This is a genomic window from Vibrio sp. JZG10 (assembly GCF_054064075.1).
On sequence record NZ_JBSUGE010000001.1, the window covers coordinates 48,925 to 74,526 of the forward strand.

General features: G+C 43.2%; 15 protein-coding genes. 4 read left to right on the forward strand and 11 right to left on the reverse strand.

The features are described 5' to 3' along the window. Positions 1 to 11 precede the first annotated feature (11 nt). From rlmKL to ACWYVB_RS00330, 10 genes are all read right to left on the reverse strand, one after another. Positions 12 to 2,132, reverse strand: coding sequence for a bifunctional 23S rRNA (guanine(2069)-N(7))-methyltransferase RlmK/23S rRNA (guanine(2445)-N(2))-methyltransferase RlmL (rlmKL, locus tag ACWYVB_RS00285; protein ID WP_005396504.1), 2,121 nt, complete (start codon positions 2,130 to 2,132; stop codon positions 12 to 14). A 488-nt stretch (positions 2,133 to 2,620) separates the two neighbouring features. Then, positions 2,621 to 3,163, reverse strand: a complete 543-nt coding sequence (locus ACWYVB_RS00290) for a cell division protein ZapC (RefSeq protein WP_005396505.1) — start codon at positions 3,161 to 3,163, stop codon at positions 2,621 to 2,623. Positions 3,164 to 3,331: 168 nt separating this feature from the next. Then, positions 3,332 to 4,342 (reverse strand): quinone-dependent dihydroorotate dehydrogenase, encoded by a 1,011-nt coding sequence (gene pyrD, locus ACWYVB_RS00295; RefSeq protein ID WP_006743218.1) that lies wholly within the window; start codon positions 4,340 to 4,342, stop codon positions 3,332 to 3,334. A gap of 314 nt (positions 4,343 to 4,656) precedes the next feature. After that, complete coding sequence (locus tag ACWYVB_RS00300) at positions 4,657 to 9,498, reverse strand: NAD-glutamate dehydrogenase (RefSeq protein ID WP_457527500.1); 4,842 nt, start codon at positions 9,496 to 9,498, stop codon at positions 4,657 to 4,659. 201 nt (positions 9,499 to 9,699) lie between these two features. Beyond that, positions 9,700 to 9,918 (reverse strand): DUF2835 domain-containing protein, encoded by a 219-nt coding sequence (locus ACWYVB_RS00305; protein ID WP_046876238.1) that lies wholly within the window; start codon positions 9,916 to 9,918, stop codon positions 9,700 to 9,702. A 64-nt stretch (positions 9,919 to 9,982) separates the two neighbouring features. Further along, positions 9,983 to 12,589 (reverse strand): aminopeptidase N, encoded by a 2,607-nt coding sequence (pepN, locus tag ACWYVB_RS00310; protein ID WP_457527502.1) that lies wholly within the window; start codon positions 12,587 to 12,589, stop codon positions 9,983 to 9,985. Positions 12,590 to 12,817: 228 nt separating this feature from the next. Further along, positions 12,818 to 13,483, reverse strand: a complete 666-nt coding sequence (locus ACWYVB_RS00315) for a hypothetical protein (RefSeq protein ID WP_005396553.1) — start codon at positions 13,481 to 13,483, stop codon at positions 12,818 to 12,820. 197 nt (positions 13,484 to 13,680) lie between these two features. Then, the gene (gene prc, locus ACWYVB_RS00320) at positions 13,681 to 15,687 is read right to left on the reverse strand and encodes a carboxy terminal-processing peptidase (RefSeq protein ID WP_457527504.1); all 2,007 of its coding nucleotides are present in this window, start codon (positions 15,685 to 15,687) and stop codon (positions 13,681 to 13,683) included. A gap of 17 nt (positions 15,688 to 15,704) precedes the next feature. After that, positions 15,705 to 16,331: an RNA chaperone ProQ gene (gene proQ, locus ACWYVB_RS00325; RefSeq protein WP_046876216.1), complete on the reverse strand. Its 627-nt coding sequence runs from the start codon at positions 16,329 to 16,331 to the stop codon at positions 15,705 to 15,707. A gap of 98 nt (positions 16,332 to 16,429) precedes the next feature. Continuing rightward, positions 16,430 to 16,903, reverse strand: coding sequence for a GAF domain-containing protein (locus ACWYVB_RS00330; RefSeq protein WP_012841805.1), 474 nt, complete (start codon positions 16,901 to 16,903; stop codon positions 16,430 to 16,432). 92 nt (positions 16,904 to 16,995) lie between these two features. Between ACWYVB_RS00330 and ACWYVB_RS00335 the strand changes: the two genes are divergently transcribed. The 4 genes from ACWYVB_RS00335 to rsmF all read left to right on the forward strand — a co-directional run bounded on the left by ACWYVB_RS00335 (position 16,996) and on the right by rsmF (position 24,295). Beyond that, on the forward strand, positions 16,996 to 18,792 hold the full coding sequence (locus ACWYVB_RS00335; RefSeq protein WP_053807440.1) for an ABC transporter ATP-binding protein: 1,797 nt from the start codon (positions 16,996 to 16,998) through the stop codon (positions 18,790 to 18,792). Positions 18,793 to 18,816: 24 nt separating this feature from the next. Next, positions 18,817 to 20,067: a paraquat-inducible protein A gene (locus ACWYVB_RS00340; protein ID WP_109168316.1), complete on the forward strand. Its 1,251-nt coding sequence runs from the start codon at positions 18,817 to 18,819 to the stop codon at positions 20,065 to 20,067. Then, positions 20,060 to 22,708, forward strand: coding sequence for an MlaD family protein (locus ACWYVB_RS00345; RefSeq protein WP_457527507.1), 2,649 nt, complete (start codon positions 20,060 to 20,062; stop codon positions 22,706 to 22,708). Before ACWYVB_RS00340 ends, ACWYVB_RS00345 begins: the two co-directional genes overlap by 8 nt. Before the next feature lie 150 nt (positions 22,709 to 22,858). Further along, positions 22,859 to 24,295: a 16S rRNA (cytosine(1407)-C(5))-methyltransferase RsmF gene (gene rsmF / locus ACWYVB_RS00350; RefSeq protein ID WP_046876211.1), complete on the forward strand. Its 1,437-nt coding sequence runs from the start codon at positions 22,859 to 22,861 to the stop codon at positions 24,293 to 24,295. Positions 24,296 to 24,578: 283 nt separating this feature from the next. Here the strand turns inward: rsmF and ACWYVB_RS00355 are convergent, their stop codons facing one another. Further along, on the reverse strand, positions 24,579 to 25,412 hold the full coding sequence (locus ACWYVB_RS00355; RefSeq protein WP_005396561.1) for a CvfB family protein: 834 nt from the start codon (positions 25,410 to 25,412) through the stop codon (positions 24,579 to 24,581). Positions 25,413 to 25,602 lie beyond the last annotated feature (190 nt).

Sequence of the window (25,602 nt, forward strand, 5' to 3'; positions counted from 1 at the left end):
TTTTGTTTATACTACGCGTGCGTTACTAGCCAACAGTTATGAATCTGTTTATTACGCGCAAAATCTAATGGTAACGTTTGAGAAGAAATATTCTGAGCCTTCAAACCAAGTTCAGCCAGCGACTCTTCATCCATCTTGAAGTGGCGCTTGTTATTCGAGAATACGATAGTGCCTTCACTTCTTAGTAAACGTTTAAGATTCTTCATCAGTTTAATGTGGTCACGTTGTACGTCGAATGATGTTTCCATACGCTTAGAGTTAGAGAACGTAGGTGGATCAATAAAGATCAAGTCGTACTCACCTTTCGCGTTTTCTAGCCATTGCAAACAGTCTGCTTGTTCATAGCGATGCTGACGTCCTACACAGCCGTTAAGCTGCATATTGTCTTTCGCCCAGTTCAAGTAGGTATTTGACATATCAATAGTCGTTGTGGAACGAGCGCCACCAACCGCTGCGTGAACCGTCGCACTCCCAGTATATGCAAACAAGTTTAAGAAATCTTTACCTTGCGCCATTTCACCTAAGCGACGACGAGTGATCTTATGATCCAAGAACAAGCCAGTGTCTAGATAGTCATGAAGGTTTACGATCAGCTTCACACCGTACTCGTTTACTTCAAGCGTCTCTGATACCTGACCTAATTTTTGGTACTGGCTTCGACCTTTCTGCTTCTCACGAACTTTCAGTACAACTTTGTTCGCCTCTACACCTGTCACCTGAATCGTTGCACGAATGATATCCGTTAGGCGACGTTTTGCTTTTTCTTCTGGAATGTTTTTTGGCGCAGCATACTCTTGAATTACGATTTGATCGCCGTATACGTCTATTGCCACATTGTATTCAGGAAGATCAGCGTCATAGATTCGGTAGCAATCAAGCTTCTCTTTACGAGCCCACTTGCCAATCTTGCCAATGTTTTTCTTTAAACGATTTGAAAAGTCTGGTGCGATTTGAACATTAGTATCAGCACCCTTCACCTCATCAGCACTGCGCTCCGCAATACTGTAGTTCTTTTGGTGACAAGGTAACGCACCATTATTCAATTTAAATTGTTTATCAGCACGCATACGAAGACAGCTCAGCAGCTCGTCTGAACTCGAGAAGATAGAGGCTTTACATCCACCAAACTCAGATTTTAGCTGTCCACCAAATGCGGTGTAGAGCGCAATTAGCCCCGGCTCAGTTCCTAGACGTTCACCGTAAGGTGGGTTTGAAACGATAACACCGTGTTCGAATCCTGCAGGACGAGTAATGGTTGCAGCATCACCTTGTGCGAACTCAATCAATTCTTCAACGCCTGCTCTGCGCGCGTTTTCTTGAGCAACTTTTAATACTTTAGGGTCGTTATCGAAGCCAAAAAACTTAGCGTCAACTTTCTTGACACCTCGTCTAGCTTGAACATTAGCCTCTGATTTAATCTCTGCCCAAGTCTCTGGTTCAAAGTCTTCCAACACTTCGAAACCCCATTGCTTTCGCTTAACGCCAGGAGCCATGTTGGCAGCCATCATCGCAGCTTCAATAAGCAAAGTACCAGAACCGCACATTGGATCGAGTAATGGTTGATGCCCATCCCAGCCACAACGCATGATAATCGCAGAAGCAAGCGTTTCACGTAACGGGGCACGACCCGATTCTGGTCGGTAGCCACGCTGATGCAAACCACTGCCTACCATATCGATCCCAAGCAACGCTTTATCTTTATGCAAACGAACGTGAATACGAACATCTGGGCGTTCTTTACTGATGTTGGGACGCGGCAAACCTTTATTTTCAAAGCAATCTACGATGCCATCTTTGACTTTCATCGCACCGTATTGGCTATTTCTGATCTCACGGTTTGTGCCGTTAAAGTCCACAACAAAACGTTTAGAGCTATGAAATTGGTTAACCCAGTTAATAGCAGATGTAGATAAATACAAGTCCATGTCGTTGTTACACGTGAACTCAGATAAAACACGTACAAATCGAGACGCTAAACGGCTCCACAAACAACAGCGATAAACCTGTTCGTTTGTCGCTTTAAATTTTACGCCTGCCTGTACTGGTTTCGCATTTTCAATGCCTAGTTTAGTCAGTTCTTCAACAAGCAAATTTTCCATGCCATTTGAAGTTACCGCGAGATATTGATTCATAGTGTTCTTTCGCTGATAAAAAATGGCTTCAATTATACCTGACTTTACGATCAATGCCTCGTTTTTAAAGGAATTTCCCCACCTGTTAGTTCAAATCATCACCAACAAAATGATCTGAAACTTTCAACATCTTCAATTTGAGTATTTTTTATTCACGAACGAAATTTTGTTCCCTTGGAAAGAAGTGAATACTTATTTACATGAATTTTGGTATATACCAGGCAATGGTTATTGATGTAAGTTACTTACATTTTTGCCTTATAGGGGAATAAATAGGGTCATTTTAAGCGCTAGGTTGCCTAGTTAAGGGAGTCATCAGATTGAAATAAGTAAAATAAAAGTGACCAGCTTCATGTTTGCATGCATAGAAAACATACAGTTTCATGGCTGATGGGGATCTAGTATCAAAGGAAAGGACAAAAAAAATCGACCTAACGAGGTCGACTAATGCAAACAAAGGAACGAAATAAAGAAAAAATTAAACAGGTTTACCCCACCATTGCCATAGGGGTTATTGCAAAGAGGTGATTTGCACAAGCCATGCGGTCATGCATTACTTTAATCGGCTGCCCAAACTGAAGCGCCTTATTGCCATCAAGCACAAACGCTTCTTGGTTAACATAAGCACATAAGCTCGACGTCTCGCCTGGTTCTAACACGATGAACATGCCATCAGAATATTGGTTTGTTAGAAAGACCATGTCCCCTTCTTCAGGCTCGTAACCTGAGGACTGTGCGTCAAAGAACCAGCTTTTAGGCTGTACAGGTTTATGAAAGCGCTTTGCCGCAACACAATACAGTGTTAACTCAGCTTGGCGGTATTCACTGATGTCGAGGCATCGAATACGTTCATTAAACGTTTGGAATGCACTGGCGTCATCAACGGTAAATTCATTGTTTGAGAAGGCACAGTTAACCAACAATTTTCGGGATAAATTGGTTTGGAAAATCATTTCCTCCCCCAGATCCAGCATTAAGCAAGCTTTTTGCTCGTCAAAATACCAATTCCATTTGTCGCTGGGTTTAAGCATTATTCCGTTCTCTCTTGACTAGTTAAATCAGTGGTAAAGAGGTAAGACGCTTAATTACCTACTCGTGATTTTTAAATTTTACAAACGAACGGATAAAAAAAAAGAGGAAACAAAGTCCTCTTTTTTATGTAATAGCTACTGATTTTTCAGTGGTTTTTGATGTGTATGTTAAAGATTCTTAACAATATCACGTACTAGGCCTGGGCCGTGGTAAATAAAGCCGGTGTAGACTTGAACAAGTTTAGCGCCTGCCATCAGCTTTTCTTTGGCTGCAACATAGGAATCCACACCACCAACACCGATAATTGGAAGTTTGTCTCCTAGCTCTTCATGAAGCTTACGTACGACTTCCGTAGAGCGTGATTGCACAGGGCGACCACTTAAACCACCTGCCTCATTGGCGTGTTTCATTCCTTCTACGATCGTGCGATCCAGAGTTGTGTTAGTCGCGATCACACCATCTATATTGTTTTTCAATAAAGAATCGCAGATTTGGCAGATTTCTTCGTCACTCAAATCAGGCGCAATTTTTAATGCTAGCGGGACGTATTTGTTGTATTTCTCTGAAAGTTCCGCTTGTTTCGCTTTTAATTCAGAAAGTAGTTCATCAAGCGCTTCACCATATTGAAGTGAACGAAGACCCGGAGTGTTTGGTGATGAGATATTAACCGCAATGTAGCCTGCGTACTCATACACTTTCTCCATACAAATCAGGTAGTCCTCTGCCCCTTTCTCAATTGGTGTGTCTTTGTTTTTACCAATATTAATTCCGAGAACACAGTTGAATTTTGCTTGCTTTACATTCTCGACCAAATTATCAACGCCTAGGTTGTTAAAGCCCATGCGATTGATGATACCTTCAGCTTCGACTAAGCGAAATAAGCGTGGTTTATCATTCCCTGGTTGCGGACGAGGTGTTACTGTGCCAACTTCGACAAAGCCAAAGCCCATGGCATCAAATGCTTCAATGCATTCACCGTTTTTATCTAAGCCAGCCGCAAGACCTACTGGGTTACGGAATGTTAGTCCCATACACTCAACTGGACGAGTTGGTAATTGTTGGCGGTAGAAGAGATCAAGTGGTGTGCCGTTAAAGCGTTGGAAGTTCTTGATTGCAAGATCGTGTGCCTTCTCGGCATCGAGTTGGAAAAAGCCAGTTCTGGCTAGACGGTAAAGCATTGTGCCTCCGAAAGAAAAAAGCCCCGTATAAACGGGACAATATTATTTACTGTTTTTCATCGTAATTCAATGAAAATGAATGTATTAAGTAAAAACCTATATCTTTCTAATATTTTCAAATATAAAACAAACAATTAGAGTAAGATTTCAACAATAAAATTTATAACTAACCACCCTAAAGCAATCGATTTCAGCCTATTTTAACTTCCCCTCGCCGTTACGCTGTAACTCACTCGGCGCTATAATAGAAAAGATGAGCAACAAAAAAGCCTCGCTAAATAACGAGGCTTTTACTTACAATTTGACTAACTCATCTACTCTTTCGACGAACAGTTGAGATTCAAGAGTACTAATTCTCGAAGTGCTACAGAAAACTTAGCAAATTCGTGGACAGAGCCAACTTTGAACTCATTCAAGATGCTTTCCCAACGGTGCAGTGATTGCTCGTTAGTTTCCATCCAATCTTCTAACGCTTTCATCACGTCTAGCTCTTCCGTTGCACAGCCGCAATTTAATACCTGAGCCGTAAGTTGACGTTGTTGCCAGTCCAGATCTTCTCGGAATGCAGCTCTTGCCAGTGCCTGCCAGTTATTATCAACGGCTTGGCTGTTAATTTGCTTCAAGAACCAGTGTAACGACAAACGGTCACCTAAGTTAAAGTAGAGCTTCGATGCTTGCTCAACCGTTTTACCTGTTTCACTCGCCACTGATGAGATATCCAGTGCAGATTGCAAGCTGGATAAACGAGCGACTTGATGTGCAAGTTTCTCTTCTACCCCTTTCTCAATCCACCCTTGAGCAAGTTCATTGTGTTCTTCTACTTCAGACTCAACCAGCATAGTGTCTAAGGTTTCAGTGATAATATTGACATCTTGCTTGTAGATAGCAATCAGCTCACCAACTGTGCATTTACCACTGCGGTTGCGAAGCAACCAACGTGCAATTCGACGTAGTGCTCGACGAACATAAAACATGATTTCGTACTGAGCTTGAGCTGTGGCGATATTATCGAGTTCACGAGTCTGCTTAAGAATTGTTTCTAGATCGAAAATTTCACGAGCCGCACTGTATGCGTTAGCAATATCGACAACACTTGCACCGGTTTCTTCTTGCAAACGAGTGACGAAATTACAGCCCATTTCATTAACCATCTGGTTAGCCAATGCTGTAGCGATAATTTCAGCTCGCAGTGGGTGATTAACCATCTGATCTTTATAGTTACGTCGTAACGCACTTGGGAAGTACTCAACAAGCTGTTTCGCATGGAATTCGTCATTCGCGATTTCATCCGTAACAAGTTGCTGTTTAAGTACCATTTTACCGTAGGCAACTAACACTGATAGCTCAGGGCGAGTCAGACCTAGTCCCTGTTTTTCACGCTCGATTAGCGTTTCATCATCAGGGATGTATTCGAGAGCACGATCCAAGTACCCTGCTTTTTCCATGGTATGGATGAATCGAATTTGTTCCTTAACAATGCCAACACCTTGCTGTTCAGTCACGGAGATCGACTCCGACTGACGGTAAGCATCATCTAATACAATTTCACCCACTTCGTCTTCCATAGACTCTAGAATTTGGTTACGTTGCTTAACCGTAAGATCGCCATTTGAAACCAGTCCATTAAGGAAGATCTTGATGTTGACTTCATTATCCGAACAGTCAACGCCACCCACGTTATCAACGAAGTCTGTGTTCACTCGGCCGCCAGTCAGTGCGTATTCAATACGACCAAGCTGAGTCATACCCAAGTTACCGCCTTCGCCAACTACTTTTGCTCTTAAGTCACGGCCGTCAATGCGCAGCATGTCGTTAGCGCGGTCACCAACATCCGTATGAGTTTCTGTCGAGGCTTTAACGTAAGTGCCGATACCACCATTCCAAAGCAGATCGACTTTCATTTTCAAGATCATCTTAATCAGATCATTAGGCGCTAAAGATGCTTTCTTAGTACCTAACATTTTCTGAATTTCTGGTGTCAACTGGATCGATTTTGAACGACGAGAGAAGATGCCACCACCTTGAGAGATCAAATCTTTATTGTAATCTTCCCAGCTTGATCTTGGCAGATTAAACAAGCGGTTACGTTCTTCCCAGCTGGTGGTTGAATCTGGATTTGGATCAATAAAGATGTGCATGTGGTTAAAGGCAGCTTGCAATCGAATGTGCTTCGATAACAGCATACCGTTACCGAACACGTCACCTGCCATATCACCTACACCGATTGCGGTAAAGTCAGTGGTCTGGCAGTTGATGCCCATTTCACGGAAGTGACGCTTAACAGATTCCCAACCACCTTTTGCAGTGATACCCATCGCTTTGTGGTCGTAACCATTAGAACCACCTGAAGCGAATGCGTCACCTAACCAGAAGTTGTACTCTGCAGAAACAGAGTTCGCTAGGTCTGAGAATGTTGCTGTGCCTTTATCTGCCGCCACTACTAGGTATGGGTCATCTTCGTCATGGCGCACAACGTTCTGTGGTGGCACAACTTCACCTTCAATGATGTTATCCGATACATCAAGTAGCGCACGAATAAATCGTTTGTAACAACGTTGGCCTTCAGCAAAGATCTCATCACGGGTTGTGAGAGATGGCTGGCGTTTACAAACAAAGCCGCCTTTTGCACCCACAGGTACGATAACGGTGTTCTTAACTTGCTGAGCTTTTACGAGACCAAGAATCTCTGTACGGAAATCTTCTTGACGGTCTGACCAACGTAAACCACCACGAGCCACTTTTCCGCCACGAAGGTGAACACCCTCAATATCTGGTGCGTACACAAAGATCTCGAACGCTGGTACAGGCTGCGGAATCTCTGGAATTTCGCTCGGTTTCATTTTCAAAGATAACCAAGGCTTAGATTGCTTGCTTTCGTCTAGCTGATAGTAGTTAGTACGAAGTGTTGCCATGATCATGTCTATGTAACGACGAATAATACGATCATCATCCAAGCTCTCTACACGATCCAACTGCTCTGTTAGCTTTTTAATCAGATCGTTTTGGCCTTTTTCACTGCCTTTGTGTTTCGGATCGAATCGCTTGGTGAACAGCTTGACTAGACCTGTTGCTAAGTCTGGGTAGTGGCTTAGCGTGTCTTCGATGTATTGTTGACTGAATGGGAAACCGACTTGGCGCATGTATCGAGCATAAGCACGAAGAATGGAAATCTCACGCCCAGATAGCGACGCACCTAGTACCAATCGGTTAAAACCATCACTTTCAAGGTTGCCCGCCCAAATTGCGGCAAATGCTTGTTGGAAACGATCACGAGCCTCACGAAGATCAACCGTTTTCTCGCTCTTATGCAGCATAGAGAAATCAAGGATCCAGAATGTCTGTCCGTTATTTTTCTCGATCTCATACGGTGATTCACCGATCACTCGTAAGCCAAGGTTTTCAAGCATTGGCATTACGTCAGAAAGATGGATTGGCTCATCGCGGTGGTATAACTTCAAGCGAACAGCTTTTGAATCCGCCCCCTCTTCTTGAGGTCGGTAGAACAACATGCCAAGTTTATTATCATCACTTAACGCTTCTAAGCGTTCAATATCCGCAACCGCAGAACCTGGCATCATGTCCTCTTTATATGAGCGAGGGAACGCACTCATGTATTCTTTTGAAAGAGGAAGGCCTTTGCTTTCACCAAAGTTAGCAATGATGGATTCTTTTAGTCTGTCATCCCAAGAGGTAGAAACTTCCATTAGGTTTTGCTCGATCTTTTTCACGTCTACGTCAATGTTGTTATTGTCTACACGAACAATGTAATGTGTTCTCGCTAGTGGGCTTTCTGAGAAGAACGTTGTAAATTCCACCTCTTGCTCGCAACCAAAGTACTGCTTAAGAATGCGTTGAGTTTGACGACGTAACTCTGTGTTGTAACGATCTTTAGTGACATAAACCATGCAGCTAAAGAAACGACCAAATGGGTCCTTACGAACAAATAAACGCAGTAGGTCACGATCTTGCATTTGTACAACACCCATACCCACCTCAAGCAGCTCTTCTTCATTTGCTTGAAGTAGTTCATCGCGTGGGTAGTTTTCTAAGATATTGTGCAATGCTTTGTATGAATACGATCCGTGACGATATCCGCTCGCTTCAAGGATACGGTCCACTTTTTCACGGATCAGAGGGATGCTTTGTACCGCTTGGTTATACACGGCAGAGGTATATAGACCAGTAAAGCGATGCTCACCTATTACTTTACCGTTTTCATCAAACTTCTTAATACCGATGTAATCAGTATAAGCTGGACGGTGAATACGAGATGCTTTGTTACCTTTTGTGATGATCAGAGCGTATGGCTTTTTCGCTTCTAACCGCGCTGAATCTGAAAGCTCAGATAGCTTGACGCTACGCACACGCTTGTCATCAGCAAATAGACCAAGTCCTTTTTCTTTAGCAGGAACAAGCTCGGTATCACCATTGACTTCTTCTAAGTCATAATCTTTGTAACCCATAAAGGTAAAGTTATGATCTTCTAGCCAACGAAGAAATGCGATCGTTTCGTCCATACGATCCGTTTGGATAGAAACACGATCTTTATTTTTCTCAAGTTCATCAGTCACAAGCTTAAGCTTATCAACCATTTGCTTCCAGTCATCAACGACTAAACGAGTGTCAGATAGAATTTTTAACAGCTCTTCTTTAAGCGCTTGCATCTCTTCTTTACTAGTAAGGCGGTCTACCTCGATATGGAACAGTGATTGAAGAACACCACCCTCACCGTTTACGTCGGTAACTTGGCCTTTTTTATCACGCTGTATCTGTGTTGGGTTGTTTAACATTAAGTGGCAAACAAGATCCAAACGCGCTAAAGCCATTTTGACTGAGTCCACTAAGAATGGACTATCTGGAACAACAATTTCTACGATTGTGTGTGTGGATTGCCAGCCTTGACGACTTACGGTCGGGTTAAATACTCGTACCGAAATCTCTTCTGGTTTTTTTTCATTGATATGGTGCCAAAGGCTGACGACAGCACCATAAAGATCGGATTCGTTTCGCTGAATCAGGTCATCATCAGCAATGTTACTGAATAAGTGTTGAGCAAGTTTAGTTACAAGCGTTTGGTGAGAAAGCTCGAGTTTGTCTTGAATCAGTTGGTAAACTTTTTCAAGCAGAACCGGCACTACATTTTCACGCGCGGTCATATTCACACTCCACATTAGAATTGTTGTTTTGTAGGGGGACTTAGTAGCTAGGTTGTTACCTTAGAAACTAAGCATAGGTAATGCATGTGCCCATTGTAAAAGCATAATTACAAATGTTTAACAACTAATCGTGGTGGTAAGAGGTGAAATGTCCGATTCTGTGACTAAGATTCCTATTTAACTCTCTGCAAATACAATACATCACAGAGTTTCTAACTTAAGAAACTTATTATTTTGGTCAGTTGTTAGTCTAAACTGGCCTTTAATGCCTAATTGACTAAGAAATGGTCTAAATCGTGCGGCGGGTAACTGCAAACGTAAACCATTATGTGTGACGACTTGAACAACACTTGCCGCGCCAGAATAATGGGATAAAAACGTTTGATATGAAATGTTGAGGTTGAAGTAGTAATAGTTCATGAAGTAAAAACTAAGTGACATAAACAATAAGGTGGCCTTAATGACCACCCTATTGTGTTGTTTACTATTCGTCTAGTGCTTTAGTCACTTTTTCGAATAAGTCTTTAGCAAGATTATCCATTGCTTTGAGCTTTTCAAGTTCTGCTTTGATCAAAGCTTGGCGACCTTCATCGTATTTACGGAACTTAAGCAAAGGATCAATCATTCTAGATGCGACTTGTGGGTTCGAATCATTAAGTTGGCGAAGGATTTCTCCTGCAAATTGGTAACCTGCACCGGATTTATCATGGAAACGTACAGGGTTAGCACTTAAGAACGAGCCAATCAAACTGCGCGTACGGTTCGGGTTCTTCAAACTAAATGCTTCGTGGTTCATGGTTGCTTTTACTTTTTCAAGTGCATCCTCTGCAGGATTGCTACCTTGAAGTGCAAACCACTTGTCCATAACCAAACCATCGTGCTTCCATTTATCGCTATAGTCTGCCATAAGAGCTTCACGACACTCAAGCTGAGCACTATTTGCCGCACTCATCGCTGCAATCGTATCTGTCATGTTATTTGCAGATGCGTATTGTGCTTTCACTAAATCATTACCTTTTTTCGTATGTGCTAGGTATTGCAGACAACGGTTACGTAATGCACGCTTGCCAATCGCAGCATGATCGATCGTGTACTCTGTTTGCTTCAGTGTATGATAAGTTGCACTTAGCTCATCTTCTAACTCTTGGGAAAGTGACACTGTAATGCTGTTTAGCACTTTGTCTACGGCATCGATGTCAATTTGCTGGTACCAGCCAGTAATCTCATTAATTGAAGGCAAAGAGAAAACTTGAGCAATGAAAGCTGGCTCAAGCGTCTCATCCAATAGCACACCACGGAACGCATCTATCACGCCTTCAGAAAGCGATACTTCTTGTCCGGCTTGAACGTTTTTCACGTTCTGACGAATGTACTTAGCCAATAGCATTTGGCTTGCATCCCAACGAGCAAAGTCATTCGTCGCGTGTTTCATCAAGAAGACTAATTCATCATCACTGTAGTCGTATTCTAGTTTTACTGGTGCCGAAAATTCACGCAACAAAGATGGCACTGGTTGTTCTTCGACATTCTCGAATACGAACGTTTGCTTATCTTGTTTAATATCTAGCACGTTGTGAACAGATTCACCGTTAATCAGCAACGGGATAACTCGACCTTTCGAATCGTACAGCTCGATATCAAACGGAATGTGCAGCGCTTGCTTCTCAGCCTGGTCTTGCGTTGGCTCCGTAAATTGCTCTACCGTTAGTGCGTAAGTTTTTGCATTGGCATTGTATTCGCTATTTACGCGCAGCGTCGGTGTACCAGACTGGCTGTACCATAGACGGAATTGTTTTAAATCGACACCGGTGGCATCTTCCATTGCAGAAACAAAGTCTTCACATGTGGCAGCAGTACCATCGTGACGTTCAAAGTAAAGTTTCATCCCTTTTTGGAAGCCCTCTTCGCCAAGGAGTGTATGGTACATGCGAATAACTTCGCTGCCCTTTTCATACACTGTTAGCGTGTAGAAGTTGTTCATCTCAATGACTTTGTCAGGACGAATTGGATGTGACATTGGACTTGCATCTTCTGCAAACTGAGGTCCACGGATGATACGTACGTTATCGATACGGTTATCTGCGCGAGAGCCTAAGTCAGAAGAGAATTCTTGGTCACGGAACACGGTTAAGCCTTCTTTTAGACTTAATTGGAACCAGTCACGACAAGTGACACGGTTGCCAGTCCAGTTGTGGAAGTACTCATGACCGATCACAGCTTCGATACCTAAGTAGTCACGATCGGTCGCCGTTTGGTCATTAGCCAGAACATACTTTGAGTTAAAGATGTTTAGGCCTTTGTTTTCCATTGCGCCCATATTGAAGAAATCAACGGCAACGATCATGTAAATATCCAGATCGTATTCAAGGCCAAAGCGTTCTTCATCCCACTTCATCGAGTTGATCAGCGATGTCATCGCATGGCCTGCACGATCTAAGTTACCTTTATCAACAAAGATTTCTAAATCAACACTGCGACCTGACATCGTTGTGTATTTGTCACGCAGTACGTCAAAGTCCCCTGCGACAAGAGCAAACAAGTAAGCTGGCTTTGGATGCGGGTCCTGCCATTGAACCCAATGACGACCGTTCTCTGCATCGCCTTCTGCAATTCGGTTACCATTGCTCAGCAAATATGGATAAGCGGCTTTATCTGCGATCACTTTTGTCGTGTATTTTGCCAGAACATCAGGACGATCTAAGTAATAAGTAATACGACGGAAGCCCTCAGCTTCACACTGAGTACAAAATGCGCCGCCTGATTTGTATAAACCTTCGAGTGCTGTATTCGCTTCAGGATCAATTTTGGTGACGATTTCAAGTTCAAACTCGGATGGAAGATCGGTCAGTACAAGCGATGATTCTTTCACTTCGTGATGAGCCCAATCCTCACCGTTTACTTTTACAGCGCGCAGCTCAAGCCCCTCGCCATCGAGTTCTAGCGTTGTTGTATCGCCTTTTTGAGCAACCTTTGATATCGCCGTAACGATGGTGTCACTGTCATAAAGATCAAACGTAAGATCGATATCGGTAATCGCGTGAGATGGCTCTTGATAATCTTTACGATATTTGGCCTGGGGAGCTTGGGACATGAGCATAAATCCTTGTATGTCGAACAACAAAAATACCAGACTGCATGATCAAAAATGCCGTTCTGGTATCACTATATAAGCTATTTGTAGGGGTTGTGGTATCAGAATACAAGTCTTTCCATCAAAAAACGGAGCTTTTAGTGCTCTAGCTCCGTTTTTTGATTAACATTTAAACAACATTGACAATTTACCGTATGCTCGCGTAATTTGTCGTAGCAAGATAAGCTATCAAGGCGTTACCCGATTAAGTACCGCGTACATATCGCCATTTGAATCTTCGATCGTTAATTCATTTTTGTTGAGCTTATAGGTGGTCCCGTGCTCGCCATTTTCATAGAGCAAGACTAAATATTCATCTTCTGTGTAAAAAACACCTTGCTTGATTGACTCATCCCCTTCTTCGTTGGATACCCGAAACATAAACACGAAGTCAGGTTGAAGTATCAGATCCATATGGTTGATGTTGTTTGCCACAAGGCCATCTCCGGATACATAAGAGCTAGACCATATGCCCGCTAGCGAGTTAGACAACCCTTTAGTAAAAGTCACACCATTAAGATCAAGTGTATTGTGATTATTGCGATAGGCATAAATTTGAGGCTCATCTGTGTTTAAGCCAAGAACGATGGTGTCTTCATTGGCGTTATACAATCCTTCCCAATGATCGACAGAATAATCTTTCTTTTGAATATCAATAGAAAAGCTGTAGTCGGAACCCAGTGACAGTTTTATCGCACGAAAATTTTCAGCCGACTCTTCGGGGTTTGGGTTCATTAAATACCAGTCTCCGATGAGAAACGGCGTGTCAAAGTGACTTAATTCATCTTCTCTGGTGTTTTCTCCGCTAAACACACTAAAGCAGCAAAAGCTAAGTAAAATAAAGAACCATTTCATATCGGCATCCTTATCGTTTTCTTTTAGCTTAGGCAGTAGTCCTCACTTTCGCGAAATTTTAGATGTAGATCACGTAAATTATTGGGAAAAAATAAGCGAATATCTTACTTGATACTCAATACAAACAAAGATGAAAAGACATAAAAAAAAAGAGTGAGCCTGAAAGACTCACTCTTTTTACTTTGAATTGCCAGTTATTATGACTGATTTTTCTGCTTGAGTAGATCAACCATAATCGCGACAGACTCATCTAAATAAACATCAGGCGCTTCATAATCTTTAGGTATATCATCCAATGTTTTGAATGCTTCCTTACCTAAAGCAGCTTGACGCTCATTGATGCGTTGCAAACGAAGTGCTTCCGCTTTATCCGATTCAGCCTTACGAACTTTCTCGTTCAAAGACAACATATTATCGTCTTTTTCTTTACGATACTTCTCTATGTCTTCATTGATGAAACGGAATTCCATCTCATCAGAAATACGCTTGTTATGAAGAGCGGTGAGTTTTTCAACTAGTGCTTCGTTGCTTGGGAAGGTTTGATATTTTGCTTTATCAATCTGATCCCAAGGTAGTGCATTGTCTTCTACACTTTCACCCGTTTCAGAAGCTTCAATTGGTGTTGGGTACGAAATATCGGGTGCAACACCACGATTCTGCGTACTTCCACCGTCAATACGGTAGAACTTCTGAATCGTGTACTGAACGTAGCCTAGCTCTTTATCGAATAGATCGTAGATATGATTCAGTGAACGATGCTGTTGAACCGTACCTTTGCCGAAAGAATTTTCACCTAAAATAATGGCACGATTATAATCTTGCATCGCTGCGGCGAAAATTTCAGACGCCGAAGCACTGTAGCGGTTAATCAACACCGTCAGTGGACCATCGTAGCTCACTTTTCCGTCAGTATCGGCGTTCACCTTAATACGACCATAGCTGTCACGAACTTGAACAACAGGACCTTCTTTAATGAATAACCCTGTTAATGCTGTCGCTTCCGTTAATGCACCACCACCGTTGTTACGTAGATCAACGATTACGCCGTCAACGTTTTTGGTTTTTAACTCAGCAAGCAGTTTATCGGTATCTTTCGACAAACCGACGTAGAAACTTGGCACTTCTAAAATACCAATCTTCTTACCATCTTTTTCGATGATCTCCGACTTCACTGCGCGATCTTCTAGGCGAACTTTGTCACGAACAATTGTGACAATGTAACTCTTCGCATCGTTACCTTCTGGCAAGATCTGTAGATTAACCTTTGTGCCTTTTGGGCCTTTGATTAATTGAACTACATCATCCAGACGCCAACCGATCACGTCGACAATCTCTTCACCGTCTTGTCCAACACCGATGATTCGATCCCCTTCGCCAAGCTGCTTGCTCTTCGACGCAGGGCCACCAACAACAAGTGAACGAATTACTGTGTAATCGTCAGTCATTTGCAGAACAGCACCAATGCCTTCCAGAGAAAGGTTCATTTCCGATTGGAATTGCTCAGCATTACGTGGAGAAAGGTAGCTAGTATGAGGGTCGACTTGTCGGGCGAAGGCATTCATATATAACTGGAATGCATCTTCGTTATTCGTCTGTGTGATCCGCTTCATCGCGTTGTTATAACGCTTCTCTAAAGCCTCTTTAATCTCTGGCCATTCTTTGCCAGTCAGTTTCAGATTTAACGCGTCATATTTCACGCGCTTACGCCATAACTCGTTGAGCTCCTCTTCGTCTTTTGGCCATGCAGCTTCAGAACGGTCTAACTCTATCTCGTCGTCAGTATCAAACTTGATCTCTTCGTCGAGTAGCGTTAACGCATAAGCAAAGCGCTCAAAACGCTTTTGCATTGAGAGGTTATAAACATCAAAAGCAATTTGGTTGTTACCAGCTTTTAGCTGATCATCAAGCTCAATTGACCAGTCTTTAAAAGAGTCGATGTCCGCTTGAGTAAAAATATTTCTATTATAATCAAGCAATTCTACATAGCGTTCAAAGATCGCTTTGGAGAAATCATCATTGAGGCTGAAATGCTTATAATGAGAGCGGGTAAATCGAGAGGTGACTCGTTTGCTAGCTGTTTCGTGCTGAACTTCAGGAGCGAGAACCGGCAAGTCATCTTTATGTAGTTTGGCTTCGAGAGCCTGAGCTGATGCTGCTAGCCATAAGCTAGCAGCAATCAGTGTCACTTTTGAACGGCAATTCATGCGTAGGAGTATCTCCTTTATGCGCGCAAGTGCTCCGCTTTCACAACCATTTGTAGGCCGTTAGCAAGTTGAACACGTACATCATCCTTATTGATCTCAACAATGGTCGCTGCCATGTTTCCTTTGCCCATGTTCACGTTAACTGCGTTACCTACTGTGATTTCGTCAGCATTTAGAGCGCGCGTTTCTACAGGCTTAGTTGTTTTTTGTACTTTTGGTTTGTTAGTACGACGAGGCTGTTGAGGCTTTTTAGCCGCTGGTTTCGCTTTCGCCTTACCCTCTTCACGAGCTTTTTGTGCTTGTTCTTTACGACGAGCTTGAACTTTTGCCTTGCTTTCTGCAAGTGTCGCTTTCGCGTGTTCAACGTGCTCTTCTTCTAGCTCACCACAAGGGTTGCCGTCTAGGTCTACACGTACTGCACCTGGTTTTACACCATGTAGGTAACGCCATGATGAAGTGTACTGTCTTAACGCTGCACGAAGCTGTGTTTTGCTTACTTTTTCGTCTTCACTTAGACGTTCCGCAAGATCTTGAAAAATACCAATTTTCAGAGGTTTTGCTTCACCTTCTAAAGTAAAGCACTTAGGGAAACATTCAGCAATATATGCAATAACTTCTTTGCTGTTTTTTAACTTTTCAGTCATGAGGGTTCCTGATTTGAGCGGATTTCCGCGAAGCATTAAGAAAAAATATTCTCGTATTATAGTGACATGCCAAGGAAAAACCACACTCGAGGGCTAATTTATGCGTCGTTCGCGTGTGAATTAAGCAGCTTTTCTACTTCAGCCATGAAATGAGTGAGACCTTCTTCGTCTGTTTCATTGAATCGACCAATACTTGGGCTGTCAATATCAAGGACACCAACCACCTTTCCATTAATAGAAAATGGAATCACAATTTCCGAATTACTCGCTGCATCGCACGCTATATGTCCCTCAAATTCATGAACGTCGTATACTCTTTGTATAGTGTTAGTTTTTGCAGCAGTACCACAGACACCGCGCCCCATAGGAATGCGGACACAAGCTGGTTTTCCTTGGAACGGACCAAGAATGAGCTCTTCACCTTTTGCTAGGTAAAAGCCAGCCCAGTTAAGATCGTCCAATTCCATGAAAAGCAGTGAGCTCAAGTTTGCTAGGTTAGCAATAAAGTCTGGCTCAGACTCAATTAGAGCAACGGCTTGTTTGGTTAGTCTATGGTATTGTTCTATGTTCATATTAACTTCCTACTTACTATAAAAGCTTCCATTCTCACTGTATGGCGCTAAAATGCAGCCCTACTTTATAATAGGACTTATTCTCAATTACAATGCTTCTGAAAAATGACACTATTAGCCGTTCTTGGTTGATAACACAAGTAAAAAAGCACAAGTCCAAGCTGATCATAGCGAACTTGATAGCGGTGCTTGCAACCTTGATTAGTGTTCCAATCCCCCTTCTCATGCCGTTGATGGTTGATGAGGTTTTATTGGACCAACCAGCAAAAGGCTTAGCTGCTATGAATGCCATTCTCCCTGAAGCGTGGCACACTCCGACGGGTTATATATTTTTCACCCTTTTCTTGGTCGTCCTGATGCGAGCTGCAAGTCAGGGGTTAAATATCCTTCAAAGCCGACAATTTACACTCGTTTCTAAAACGATCACGTTTGAGATGCGCAGTAAAATGATCGACAAACTTGGTCGTATCAGCATCCGCCAATACGAAACCAAAGGCAGCGGAGGCATCAACGCCCACCTTATCACTGACATTGAAACCATCGATAAATTTATTGGTTCTACGTTAGCAAAATTCGTTATCAGTTTTTTAACGGTCATTGGTACTGCCATCGTTCTGCTTTGGCTCGACTGGCGACTTGGTCTATTTATTCTGCTAGTTAACCCTATTGTCATTTACTTCTCACGTAAACTAGGAAGTATGGTTAAACATCTGAAACGGAAGGAAAATCATTCTTTTGAAATTTTCCAAAACCGTTTAGTTGAAACATTAGATGGCATTTACCAGCTGCGCGCAGCTAATAAAGAGCGAGAATTTCTCCAGCAACTCAAAGACAGTGCGAACCAAGTTCGCGTGGATGCAGACAAGTATGCGTGGCAATCAGAGGCGGCAGGTCGCGTCTCTTTCTTACTCTTCTTAATCGGTTTTGAGTTATTCAGAGCTGTCGCCATGCTGATGGTCATGTTTAGTGACCTCACTATTGGTCAAATCTTTGCTGTTTTTGGTTACCTATGGTTTATGTTGTCTCCTGTTCAAGAGCTGCTCGGCATTCAGTTTTCTTGGTACAGCGCGAAAGCTGCGTTAAAACGCATCAACGACTTATTAGTATTAGAAGAAGAACAAAGACCGGTACCTAAGGTAAATCCTTTCAAAGAAGACAGAGAAGTCGATGTTAAAGTAGAAAACGTAGACTTCTCTTATAATAATGAAAACAAAGTTCTAGATAACCTTTCTTTACATATACCGGCAGGAAAGAAAGTGGCGCTAGTTGGTGCGAGCGGAGGCGGTAAGTCGACCTTAATACAACTACTTATTGGGGTTTATCGTCAAAACTCCGGTAGCATTCGCTTTAATGATGAATTAACAGAAGATATTGGTTTTGAAGTAATTCGCGACAAAATTGCCGTGGTATTACAGCAACCTATACTATTTAACGACACCTTGAGGCATAATCTAACGCTCGGTGGGAATTTTGACGAAATGTCACTTTGGCGAGCTCTTGAAGTAGCTCAGCTGCAAGATGTTATTTCTCAACTGAATCACGGTTTGGATACTCAAGTCGGTCGTAACGGCATTCGTTTGTCAGGTGGTCAACGACAACGCCTTGCCATCGCAAGAATGGTGCTGAGTGATCCTCAATTTGTTATTTTAGATGAAGCCACGTCTGCGCTTGATACCGCTACTGAAGCGGCATTGCACAAAGCATTGACTGAATTCTTACGTGGTAGAACAACATTAATCGTTGCGCACCGTCTATCAGCCGTAAAACAAGCCGATTTGATCTACGTGCTTGAAGATGGAAAAGTGACGCAAACAGGTACTCATGGTGAGTTAGTTGAGCAAGAAGGCTTATATCAAACCTTATATGGGGGCATACAGTCCCACGCTTAAATCGTTCAAGTTAGAGAGGTCGTTATGACCTCTCTGTCTAAGCACGCCATGCAGCCAAATAATGTGCGCTTGTGCCAAGGTTGCGAATTGCCTGTCGATATCGTCGACTTACCCAATGGAAAAAATGCACACTGTCCTCGTTGTGGCACACAGTTGTATCGAGGCGGTAGCCCTAGCCTCTCAGGTAATCTAGCCGTCGCGATAACCTGTATCCTGCTATTTATTCCATCACACTTTTTTAACTTTATTAGTATCCGACTCTTTGGTGTGATGATTCCGGCAACCCTACCTTCAGGGATGATCACATTGATGGAAGAAGGCTTTGTTCTTCTTTCACTGCTTATTCTATTTTGTAGCTCTCTAGCGCCGCTGACGGTTTGTGTTTCAGTGGTTACGGCACATATCTCGCTGCATCAACGGTGGTTTCGAGGGCTTCGTGTTTCACTGTGGCTAATTCAACATTTGAAACATTGGGTAATGCTGGATGTGTTCTTAGTTAGCATCGCCATTTCCTGCTTCAAACTCCAAGATTATTCCGACATTTTTGTAGGCCCAGGGTTAATTGGTCTGGTTCTTTTGCAGATATTTACCGTTTTGTTAGTTTCTCGAATCAGTGTGCGTCGTTACTGGGAAGCCTGGAAACCAGAAAGCCTTTATTCCTTTGAACACAAAGACGTGCATTGCCATGAGTGCCACCTGTCTCAACCTGAAGGTGACCATTGTCGGCGTTGTCACCACGAGTTATATCATCGCAAGCCCAACTCCATTCAGAAGACGTGGGCTTACCTCATTGCGGCAACGATAGCGATTTTCCCAGCCAACTTGATTCCTATTTCCATCTTGCTGACCAATGGCAAACGTTTGGAAGATACTATTTTCTCAGGCGTAGCTGGGTTGGTAAAAAGCGGTATGTATGGCATCGCAGTGATCATTTTTGTGGCCAGTATTGTTGTGCCAGTTGTAAAAATACTTGGCCTTGCCTACATCATGCTTTGCATTCAATTCAAACGTTCGGTGTTTAAGAGACAACGAATGATGGTTTACTTTGTTGTTAAATGGATCGGTAAATGGTCTGTGATGGACTTGTTTGTTATTTCTATCATGATGACCTTAGTCGATCGTGGTCAGATACTTGATTTCACACCAGGATATGGCGCCGTGGCCTTTGGTGTTGTCGTGGTATTGACCATGCTTGCAGCGGAAAGTATTGATCCAAGGCTAATCTGGGACCAAACAGGCCCAACACAATCAGAAAAAGAGTCAATGAATGAGTGATCAGAACAGTTCTCAAACGTCATACGTACCAGATGTAAAGCGGAGCAAAGGCATATCTCCTCTTTGGCTTTTGCCAATTTTGACCATGGTCTTAGCTGGCTGGCTTGTGGTGAAGTCGATACACGATGCAGGACAACGGGTGCAAATCTATTTTTCTGACGCTGCTGGCTTGGTCGCTGGGCGAACCACTATCCGTTACCAAGGGCTAGAAGTCGGTATGGTGAGAGACATTAACCTCACTGAAGATCTCGGCAGTATTTATGTTGATGCCGATATCTACCCTGAAGCGGCAAAATTGCTGAACGATAAAACTCGCTTTTGGCTGGTAAAACCAACAGCAAGCCTAACGGGAGTTTCTGGGCTCGATGCGCTCGTGTCGGGTAATTACATATCGATTCAACCTGGAGATGGTCAAGAGTTTGAAACAACGTTCCATGCGTTAGACTCTGCACCAACAGATTTGCGCGTTTCACAAGGTTTGAACATTAAACTCAAAAGCCGCGATTTAGGTGGTGTGTCGATTGGATCTCAAATTGTTTATAAGAAAATTCCAATCGGTGAAGTCTACAGCTACCAGCTGGATGAAGACGCAAAATCTATCACGATTCAAGCCAACATCCAGGATCAATACCGACATATCATTAACAACCGCAGTCGGTTCTGGAACGTAAGTGGAATCGGTGCCAGCATCGGTTTTGAAGGCGTCGATGTAAGGCTAGAAAGCATGAGTGCTCTACTCGGAGGCGCGATCGCCGTCGATTCTCCGGATGACGGTGAGCCTGTAGAAGAGAATACTGAATTCCATCTGTATAAAGATTTGAAAACCGCAGGTCGAGGTATCGCTGTTAAAATCGTCCTCCCTGATGACAGTAAAATCAGTGGCGAAGGCGCACCCATTATGTATCGCGGAATCGAGATTGGCCAAGTTACAGACTTAAGCCTATCCGAAGGGCGAGAAGTGATATTAGCGTCAGCGGCAATTCAACCAGCTTTCAGTGACATGCTGACGACAGGTACCCGATTCGTCTTAGAAGAAGCAAAAGTGTCCCTCTCTGGTGTTGAAAACATTGCCAATCTCGTGAGAGGAAACTTCTTAACCATTGTGCCAGGTGCCGGTGATCGCTCTCGCCGCTTTACTGCCATTCGTAAAAACGTTTTTAACCAACAGCAAGAAAAGTCCATCGCTATTCGTTTAGTGTCTGACAACTCGTTTGGCCTAGATAGCGGTGCCAACGTGCTTTACAAAGGCATCGTTGTCGGTTCAATTATCAACGTAGGCTTAGTTGAAGAAGGTAAAAAATCGCAACATGAAGTATTTATGGACGTATTGATTGATCATGAATACAAACACCTGATCAAATCAAACAACCGTTTTTATGTAACCGGAAGTGCCTCTGCAGAGTTAACGGAATCGGGCCTCAGCGTTACCGTTCCTCCGGCAAAACAGTTGTTAACTGGGTCCATTAGCTTTGTAAGCGAAGGCAAGCAAGATATTCAAAAAGAGTATCAACTGTTCCAGAACGAATCATTGGCAGAACTAGCACAGTACAACCAAAGTGGCTCTAGAGCACTCACACTGTTTGCTTCTGAATTGCCGCCGATTTCCAAAGGCAGCCCTCTGCTCTATCGTAATCTTCCTGTTGGTAACGTCTCCGATTTCCAATTGGTTGATGGCGGTGTGTTAATTAAAGCAACCATCGAAAACCGCTTTGCTTACCTCGTAACACCGCAAACCGTCTTTTGGAACCGTTCAGGGATCGAGATAGATGCATCGCTAGCCGGTGTGAGTGTAAAAGCTCACCCTTTAAAATCGTTAATCGAAGGAGGCATCGCTTTTGACTCTGTTCCTGGCGTTGAAAACAAAATTGGAGACAACTGGAAGTTATATACAGATCAAAAAACCGCTCGCAAGTTTGGACGCGTCATTGCTTTAGAAACCGACGGCTCGCAAGAGATTGCTAAAGGAATGCCGATTGAGTATCAAGGCGTCAAAGTTGGTGAAGTCACACTGGTTGTACCGAATTTTCGTCGCAATATGGTTGAAATTACCGCAAGAATTCTACCTGAATACGTAGAAAACATTGCGGTTGAAGGCTCACATTTTTGGCTAACTGAGCCAGAGATTGGCTTAGGGGGCGTGAAAAACCTTGGCGCATTGGTGTCGAAATCCATCAGTGTTGAGCCAGGTAAAGGTAAAGCTAAATTTGATTTTCAGTTGGAAAACGGTTCAGAACGTGTTCAGGGCATGATGTTTACTTTACAAAGTGAACAACGAGGCTCAGTACAAGTCGGAACGCCTATTCTTTACCGCCAGATGGAAGTCGGCCAAGTAACCGACGTGAGCCTAGGAGAATTTGCCGATCGCGTCGTCACGACCATCAAGATACAGCCTGAATATGCTTACCTCGTTCGTCAAAACAGTGTGTTTTGGAATGTTTCAGGAGTAGATGTCTCCATCGGAATTACTGGTGCGAACATCAAAGCGGGCACATTTGATAGTTTAGTTCGCGGAGGAATTGCGTTTTCAACGCCAGAGCAATCGACTATTCCACCAGCGGCAAAAAGTGGGCAATCTTTCTTTTTATATCCACAAGCTGAAGAAGGCTGGACTCAATGGCGTACTGCGATTCCTAAGCCGTAGAATAAAGCTCAATTCACATACAATTGAAGTTTGATTACCTTAAAAGAGCAGCAATCGCTGCTCTTTTTTATTGCTCGGTCCTTGTCACTATTCGTTTCTGCTTCGCTTTCGTATATTATTTGCCACAAATTCTGCAAACGAGATCCCACATTGCATCCTAATGTTTACATCCCAGACGCGTTTCTGGAAAAAATCCAAACTATCCTTCCTGCTCACCTCAACATGGAAGACTTTATCGCATCGTGCCAAAAGCCACTGCGCAAAAGTATTCGTGTTAATACGTTGAAGATCAGTGTTGAAGCGTTTCTAGAACGTGCAGACGCAAAAGGCTGGAAGCTTTCTCCTGTGCCTTGGTGTGACACAGGGTTTTGGATTGAAGCGGACGAGTCAGTTGTACCATTAGGCAACACTGCAGAGCACATGTCAGGCTTATTCTACATTCAAGAAGCCAGTTCAATGATGCCAGTATCTGCGCTGTTTATGAATGACGAATCTTACGATGCCGTGTTAGATACAGCAGCTGCACCAGGATCAAAGACCACTCAAATCGCGGCTTTAATGAACAATGAAGGCGTTCTCGTGGCTAATGAATACGCCGCAAGTCGTGTAAAAGTGCTGCATGCCAACGTGGAACGTTGTGGTGTACGTAACGCCGCACTAAGTAACTTCGATGGGCGCGTTTTTGGCGGTTGGCTACCAGAACAATTTGATGCGGTTCTGCTCGACGCGCCCTGCTCCGGCGAAGGCACCGTTCGCAAAGACGAAGATGCAATGAAAAACTGGACGCAAGCTTCCGTGCTCGACATAGCTGACACACAGAAAGATCTTATTGAAAGCGCCTTCCATGCACTAAAGCCCGGTGGTGTGATGGTTTACTCAACGTGCACACTCAGTACCGAAGAAAACCAACAAGTTTGTCATCACTTGAAAGAAACCTTTGGTGATGCCGTTGAGTTTGAAAGCCTTGAGACCTTGTTTGAAAACGCAAATGCTGCTCTAACTGAAGAAGGTTTTTTGCATATCTTTCCACAGGTCTACGACTGCGAAGGGTTCTTTGTTGCAAGAATTCGTAAACTGGCTGCTGTTGAACCACCAAAGGTCAAAAAGCGCATGGGCAAGTTCCCGTTTACCAAAGCATCGAAAAAAGAATCGGTTGAAATTGCCCAACAGCTGCAAAGTGCGTTAGGTATTGAACTTCCAAATGACAGTTCTGTATGGCTTCGCGATAAAGATGTCTGGTTGTTCCCTAATTCTTTAGAGCCAATGATCGGCGAATTACGCTTCTCCCGTATGGGGATCAAGATCGCGGAAGCCCATAAAAATGGCTACCGTTGGCAGCATCAGGTGGCAACGGCATTAGCGACAGGCTCTGAGGCAAACGCCATTGAACTCAGTATTGAAGAAGCGCGCGAATGGTACATGGGACGTGATGTTCGCCCACAAACGATTCCTGAGGGAATGAAAACAGGTAAAGGCGAAGTGCTTGTCACCTATCAAGGCGCAGTCATTGGCCTTGGGAAATGGGTAAGCAACAGAATAAAGAATGGTCTTCCTCGCGAATTAGTACGAGATAAGAACTTATTTTAAAGAAGTAGCAAATCATAAATAAATGAAAAGCCATCGTATTTGCGATGGCTTTTTAATTCGTAAGTATGAAAGCAACTGGGCTCGCTAGCGATCCGGATACGCTGTACTAAACTAGTTGTATCAAAGTAATGCTTTGATATGGCATTTCTCTCTATGTTCACCAACAAAATTATTGTTGGAAAAAGTTTAGCGCAGGCTCTGCGGAGCCGTTTCCCCTAGGCCCAAAAAAAGGAAAAGTTTGGGCCGTTTTTTTGGCTGCCGATCCGCTATACGTGAGTTTGGGCTACGCCAGACGAATGCCGTCTTTCTCGATAACAATCTTGCCCTGCTTGTACAATCCACCAATGGTCTTTTTGTAAGTACCTTTACTTGTACGGAAAGCGTCAAAAATCGCTTCAGGAGAAGACTTATCGTTCAAAGGTAAAAAGCCGCCTTTCTTCTCTAACAGATCAAGAATCTTGCTAGAAAGATCGTCCATTTTTGCCACGCCGACTTTTTGTAGCGCGAGATCGATTTTGCCATCTTCACGAATTTGCTTAATAAAGCCTTTCAGTTTCTTACCGATGTAAAGCTTACCAAACACATCTGATGGGAAAATCATGCCCCAATGCTTTCCGTTAACAATCGCTTTGTAGCCAAGTTGACTGCGCTCTGCGATGATCAAATCAACTTGTTCGTTAACTTCATAATTCGCCGGAGTTTTGTCTAACCATTTGTTGAACTTAGTCGTACCAACAATGCGGCCTGACGCTTTGTCAGTATAAACATAGACAAGAATAGTTTGTCCCGCAGAGAAGCGAGTGCGTTGCTCACTAAAAGGAATAAGTAAATCCTTCTCTTTGATGCCCCAATTTACAAAAGCACCTGTCGCGTTGACGCCCTCAATCTTCATTAAGCCCCATTCACCCACTTGGGCAATAGGTCTTTCAATGGTCGCAGCAAGCTGGCTTTCTGAATCGAAGTACAAAAATACGTCTACATGATCACCAATTTCAGTACCCTCTGGTACATACTTATTAGGCAGTAGAACAGAACCGTAATCATCACCATCCAGAAATACGCCAAAATCAGCCTTTTTAATGACTTCTAAGCTGTTAATTTGACCAATTTTAATCATTGATTTTGTCTCTTTTTAAATTTACGTGGAATTATACCTAAACTAACAAGAAAATCAGAGAGAAAAGCATAGTGCTCTGTTATGCTGTTGTCGTTCAGCTATATGCCCCAGTCACTCTTTTAGCACTTTTATGCTTACCTGCTCAACAGTACGCATAAGTTAAGAATGCTTTAACAAAGTCAGGAGCTTT

What these genes read in the sequence shown, in the direction of transcription:
- rlmKL (WP_005396504.1), bottom strand. Translation starts at nt 2,132, where the DNA reads ATGAATCAATATCTCGCGGTAACTTCAAATGGCATGGAAAATTTGCTT.
- ACWYVB_RS00290 (WP_005396505.1), bottom strand. Translation starts at nt 3,163, where the DNA reads ATGCTTAAACCCAGCGACAAATGGAATTGGTATTTTGACGAGCAAAAA.
- pyrD (WP_006743218.1), bottom strand. Translation starts at nt 4,342, where the DNA reads ATGCTTTACCGTCTAGCCAGAACTGGCTTTTTCCAACTCGATGCCGAG.
- ACWYVB_RS00300 (WP_457527500.1), bottom strand. Translation starts at nt 9,498, where the DNA reads ATGACCGCGCGTGAAAATGTAGTGCCGGTTCTGCTTGAAAAAGTTTAC.
- ACWYVB_RS00305 (WP_046876238.1), bottom strand. Translation starts at nt 9,918, where the DNA reads ATGAACTATTACTACTTCAACCTCAACATTTCATATCAAACGTTTTTA.
- pepN (WP_457527502.1), bottom strand. Translation starts at nt 12,589, where the DNA reads ATGTCCCAAGCTCCCCAGGCCAAATATCGTAAAGATTATCAAGAGCCA.
- ACWYVB_RS00315 (WP_005396553.1), bottom strand. Translation starts at nt 13,483, where the DNA reads ATGAAATGGTTCTTTATTTTACTTAGCTTTTGCTGCTTTAGTGTGTTT.
- prc (WP_457527504.1), bottom strand. Translation starts at nt 15,687, where the DNA reads ATGAATTGCCGTTCAAAAGTGACACTGATTGCTGCTAGCTTATGGCTA.
- proQ (WP_046876216.1), bottom strand. Translation starts at nt 16,331, where the DNA reads ATGACTGAAAAGTTAAAAAACAGCAAAGAAGTTATTGCATATATTGCT.
- ACWYVB_RS00330 (WP_012841805.1), bottom strand. Translation starts at nt 16,903, where the DNA reads ATGAACATAGAACAATACCATAGACTAACCAAACAAGCCGTTGCTCTA.
- ACWYVB_RS00335 (WP_053807440.1), top strand. Translation starts at nt 16,996, where the DNA reads ATGCTTCTGAAAAATGACACTATTAGCCGTTCTTGGTTGATAACACAA.
- ACWYVB_RS00340 (WP_109168316.1), top strand. Translation starts at nt 18,817, where the DNA reads ATGACCTCTCTGTCTAAGCACGCCATGCAGCCAAATAATGTGCGCTTG.
- ACWYVB_RS00345 (WP_457527507.1), top strand. Translation starts at nt 20,060, where the DNA reads ATGAGTGATCAGAACAGTTCTCAAACGTCATACGTACCAGATGTAAAG.
- ACWYVB_RS00355 (WP_005396561.1), bottom strand. Translation starts at nt 25,412, where the DNA reads ATGATTAAAATTGGTCAAATTAACAGCTTAGAAGTCATTAAAAAGGCT.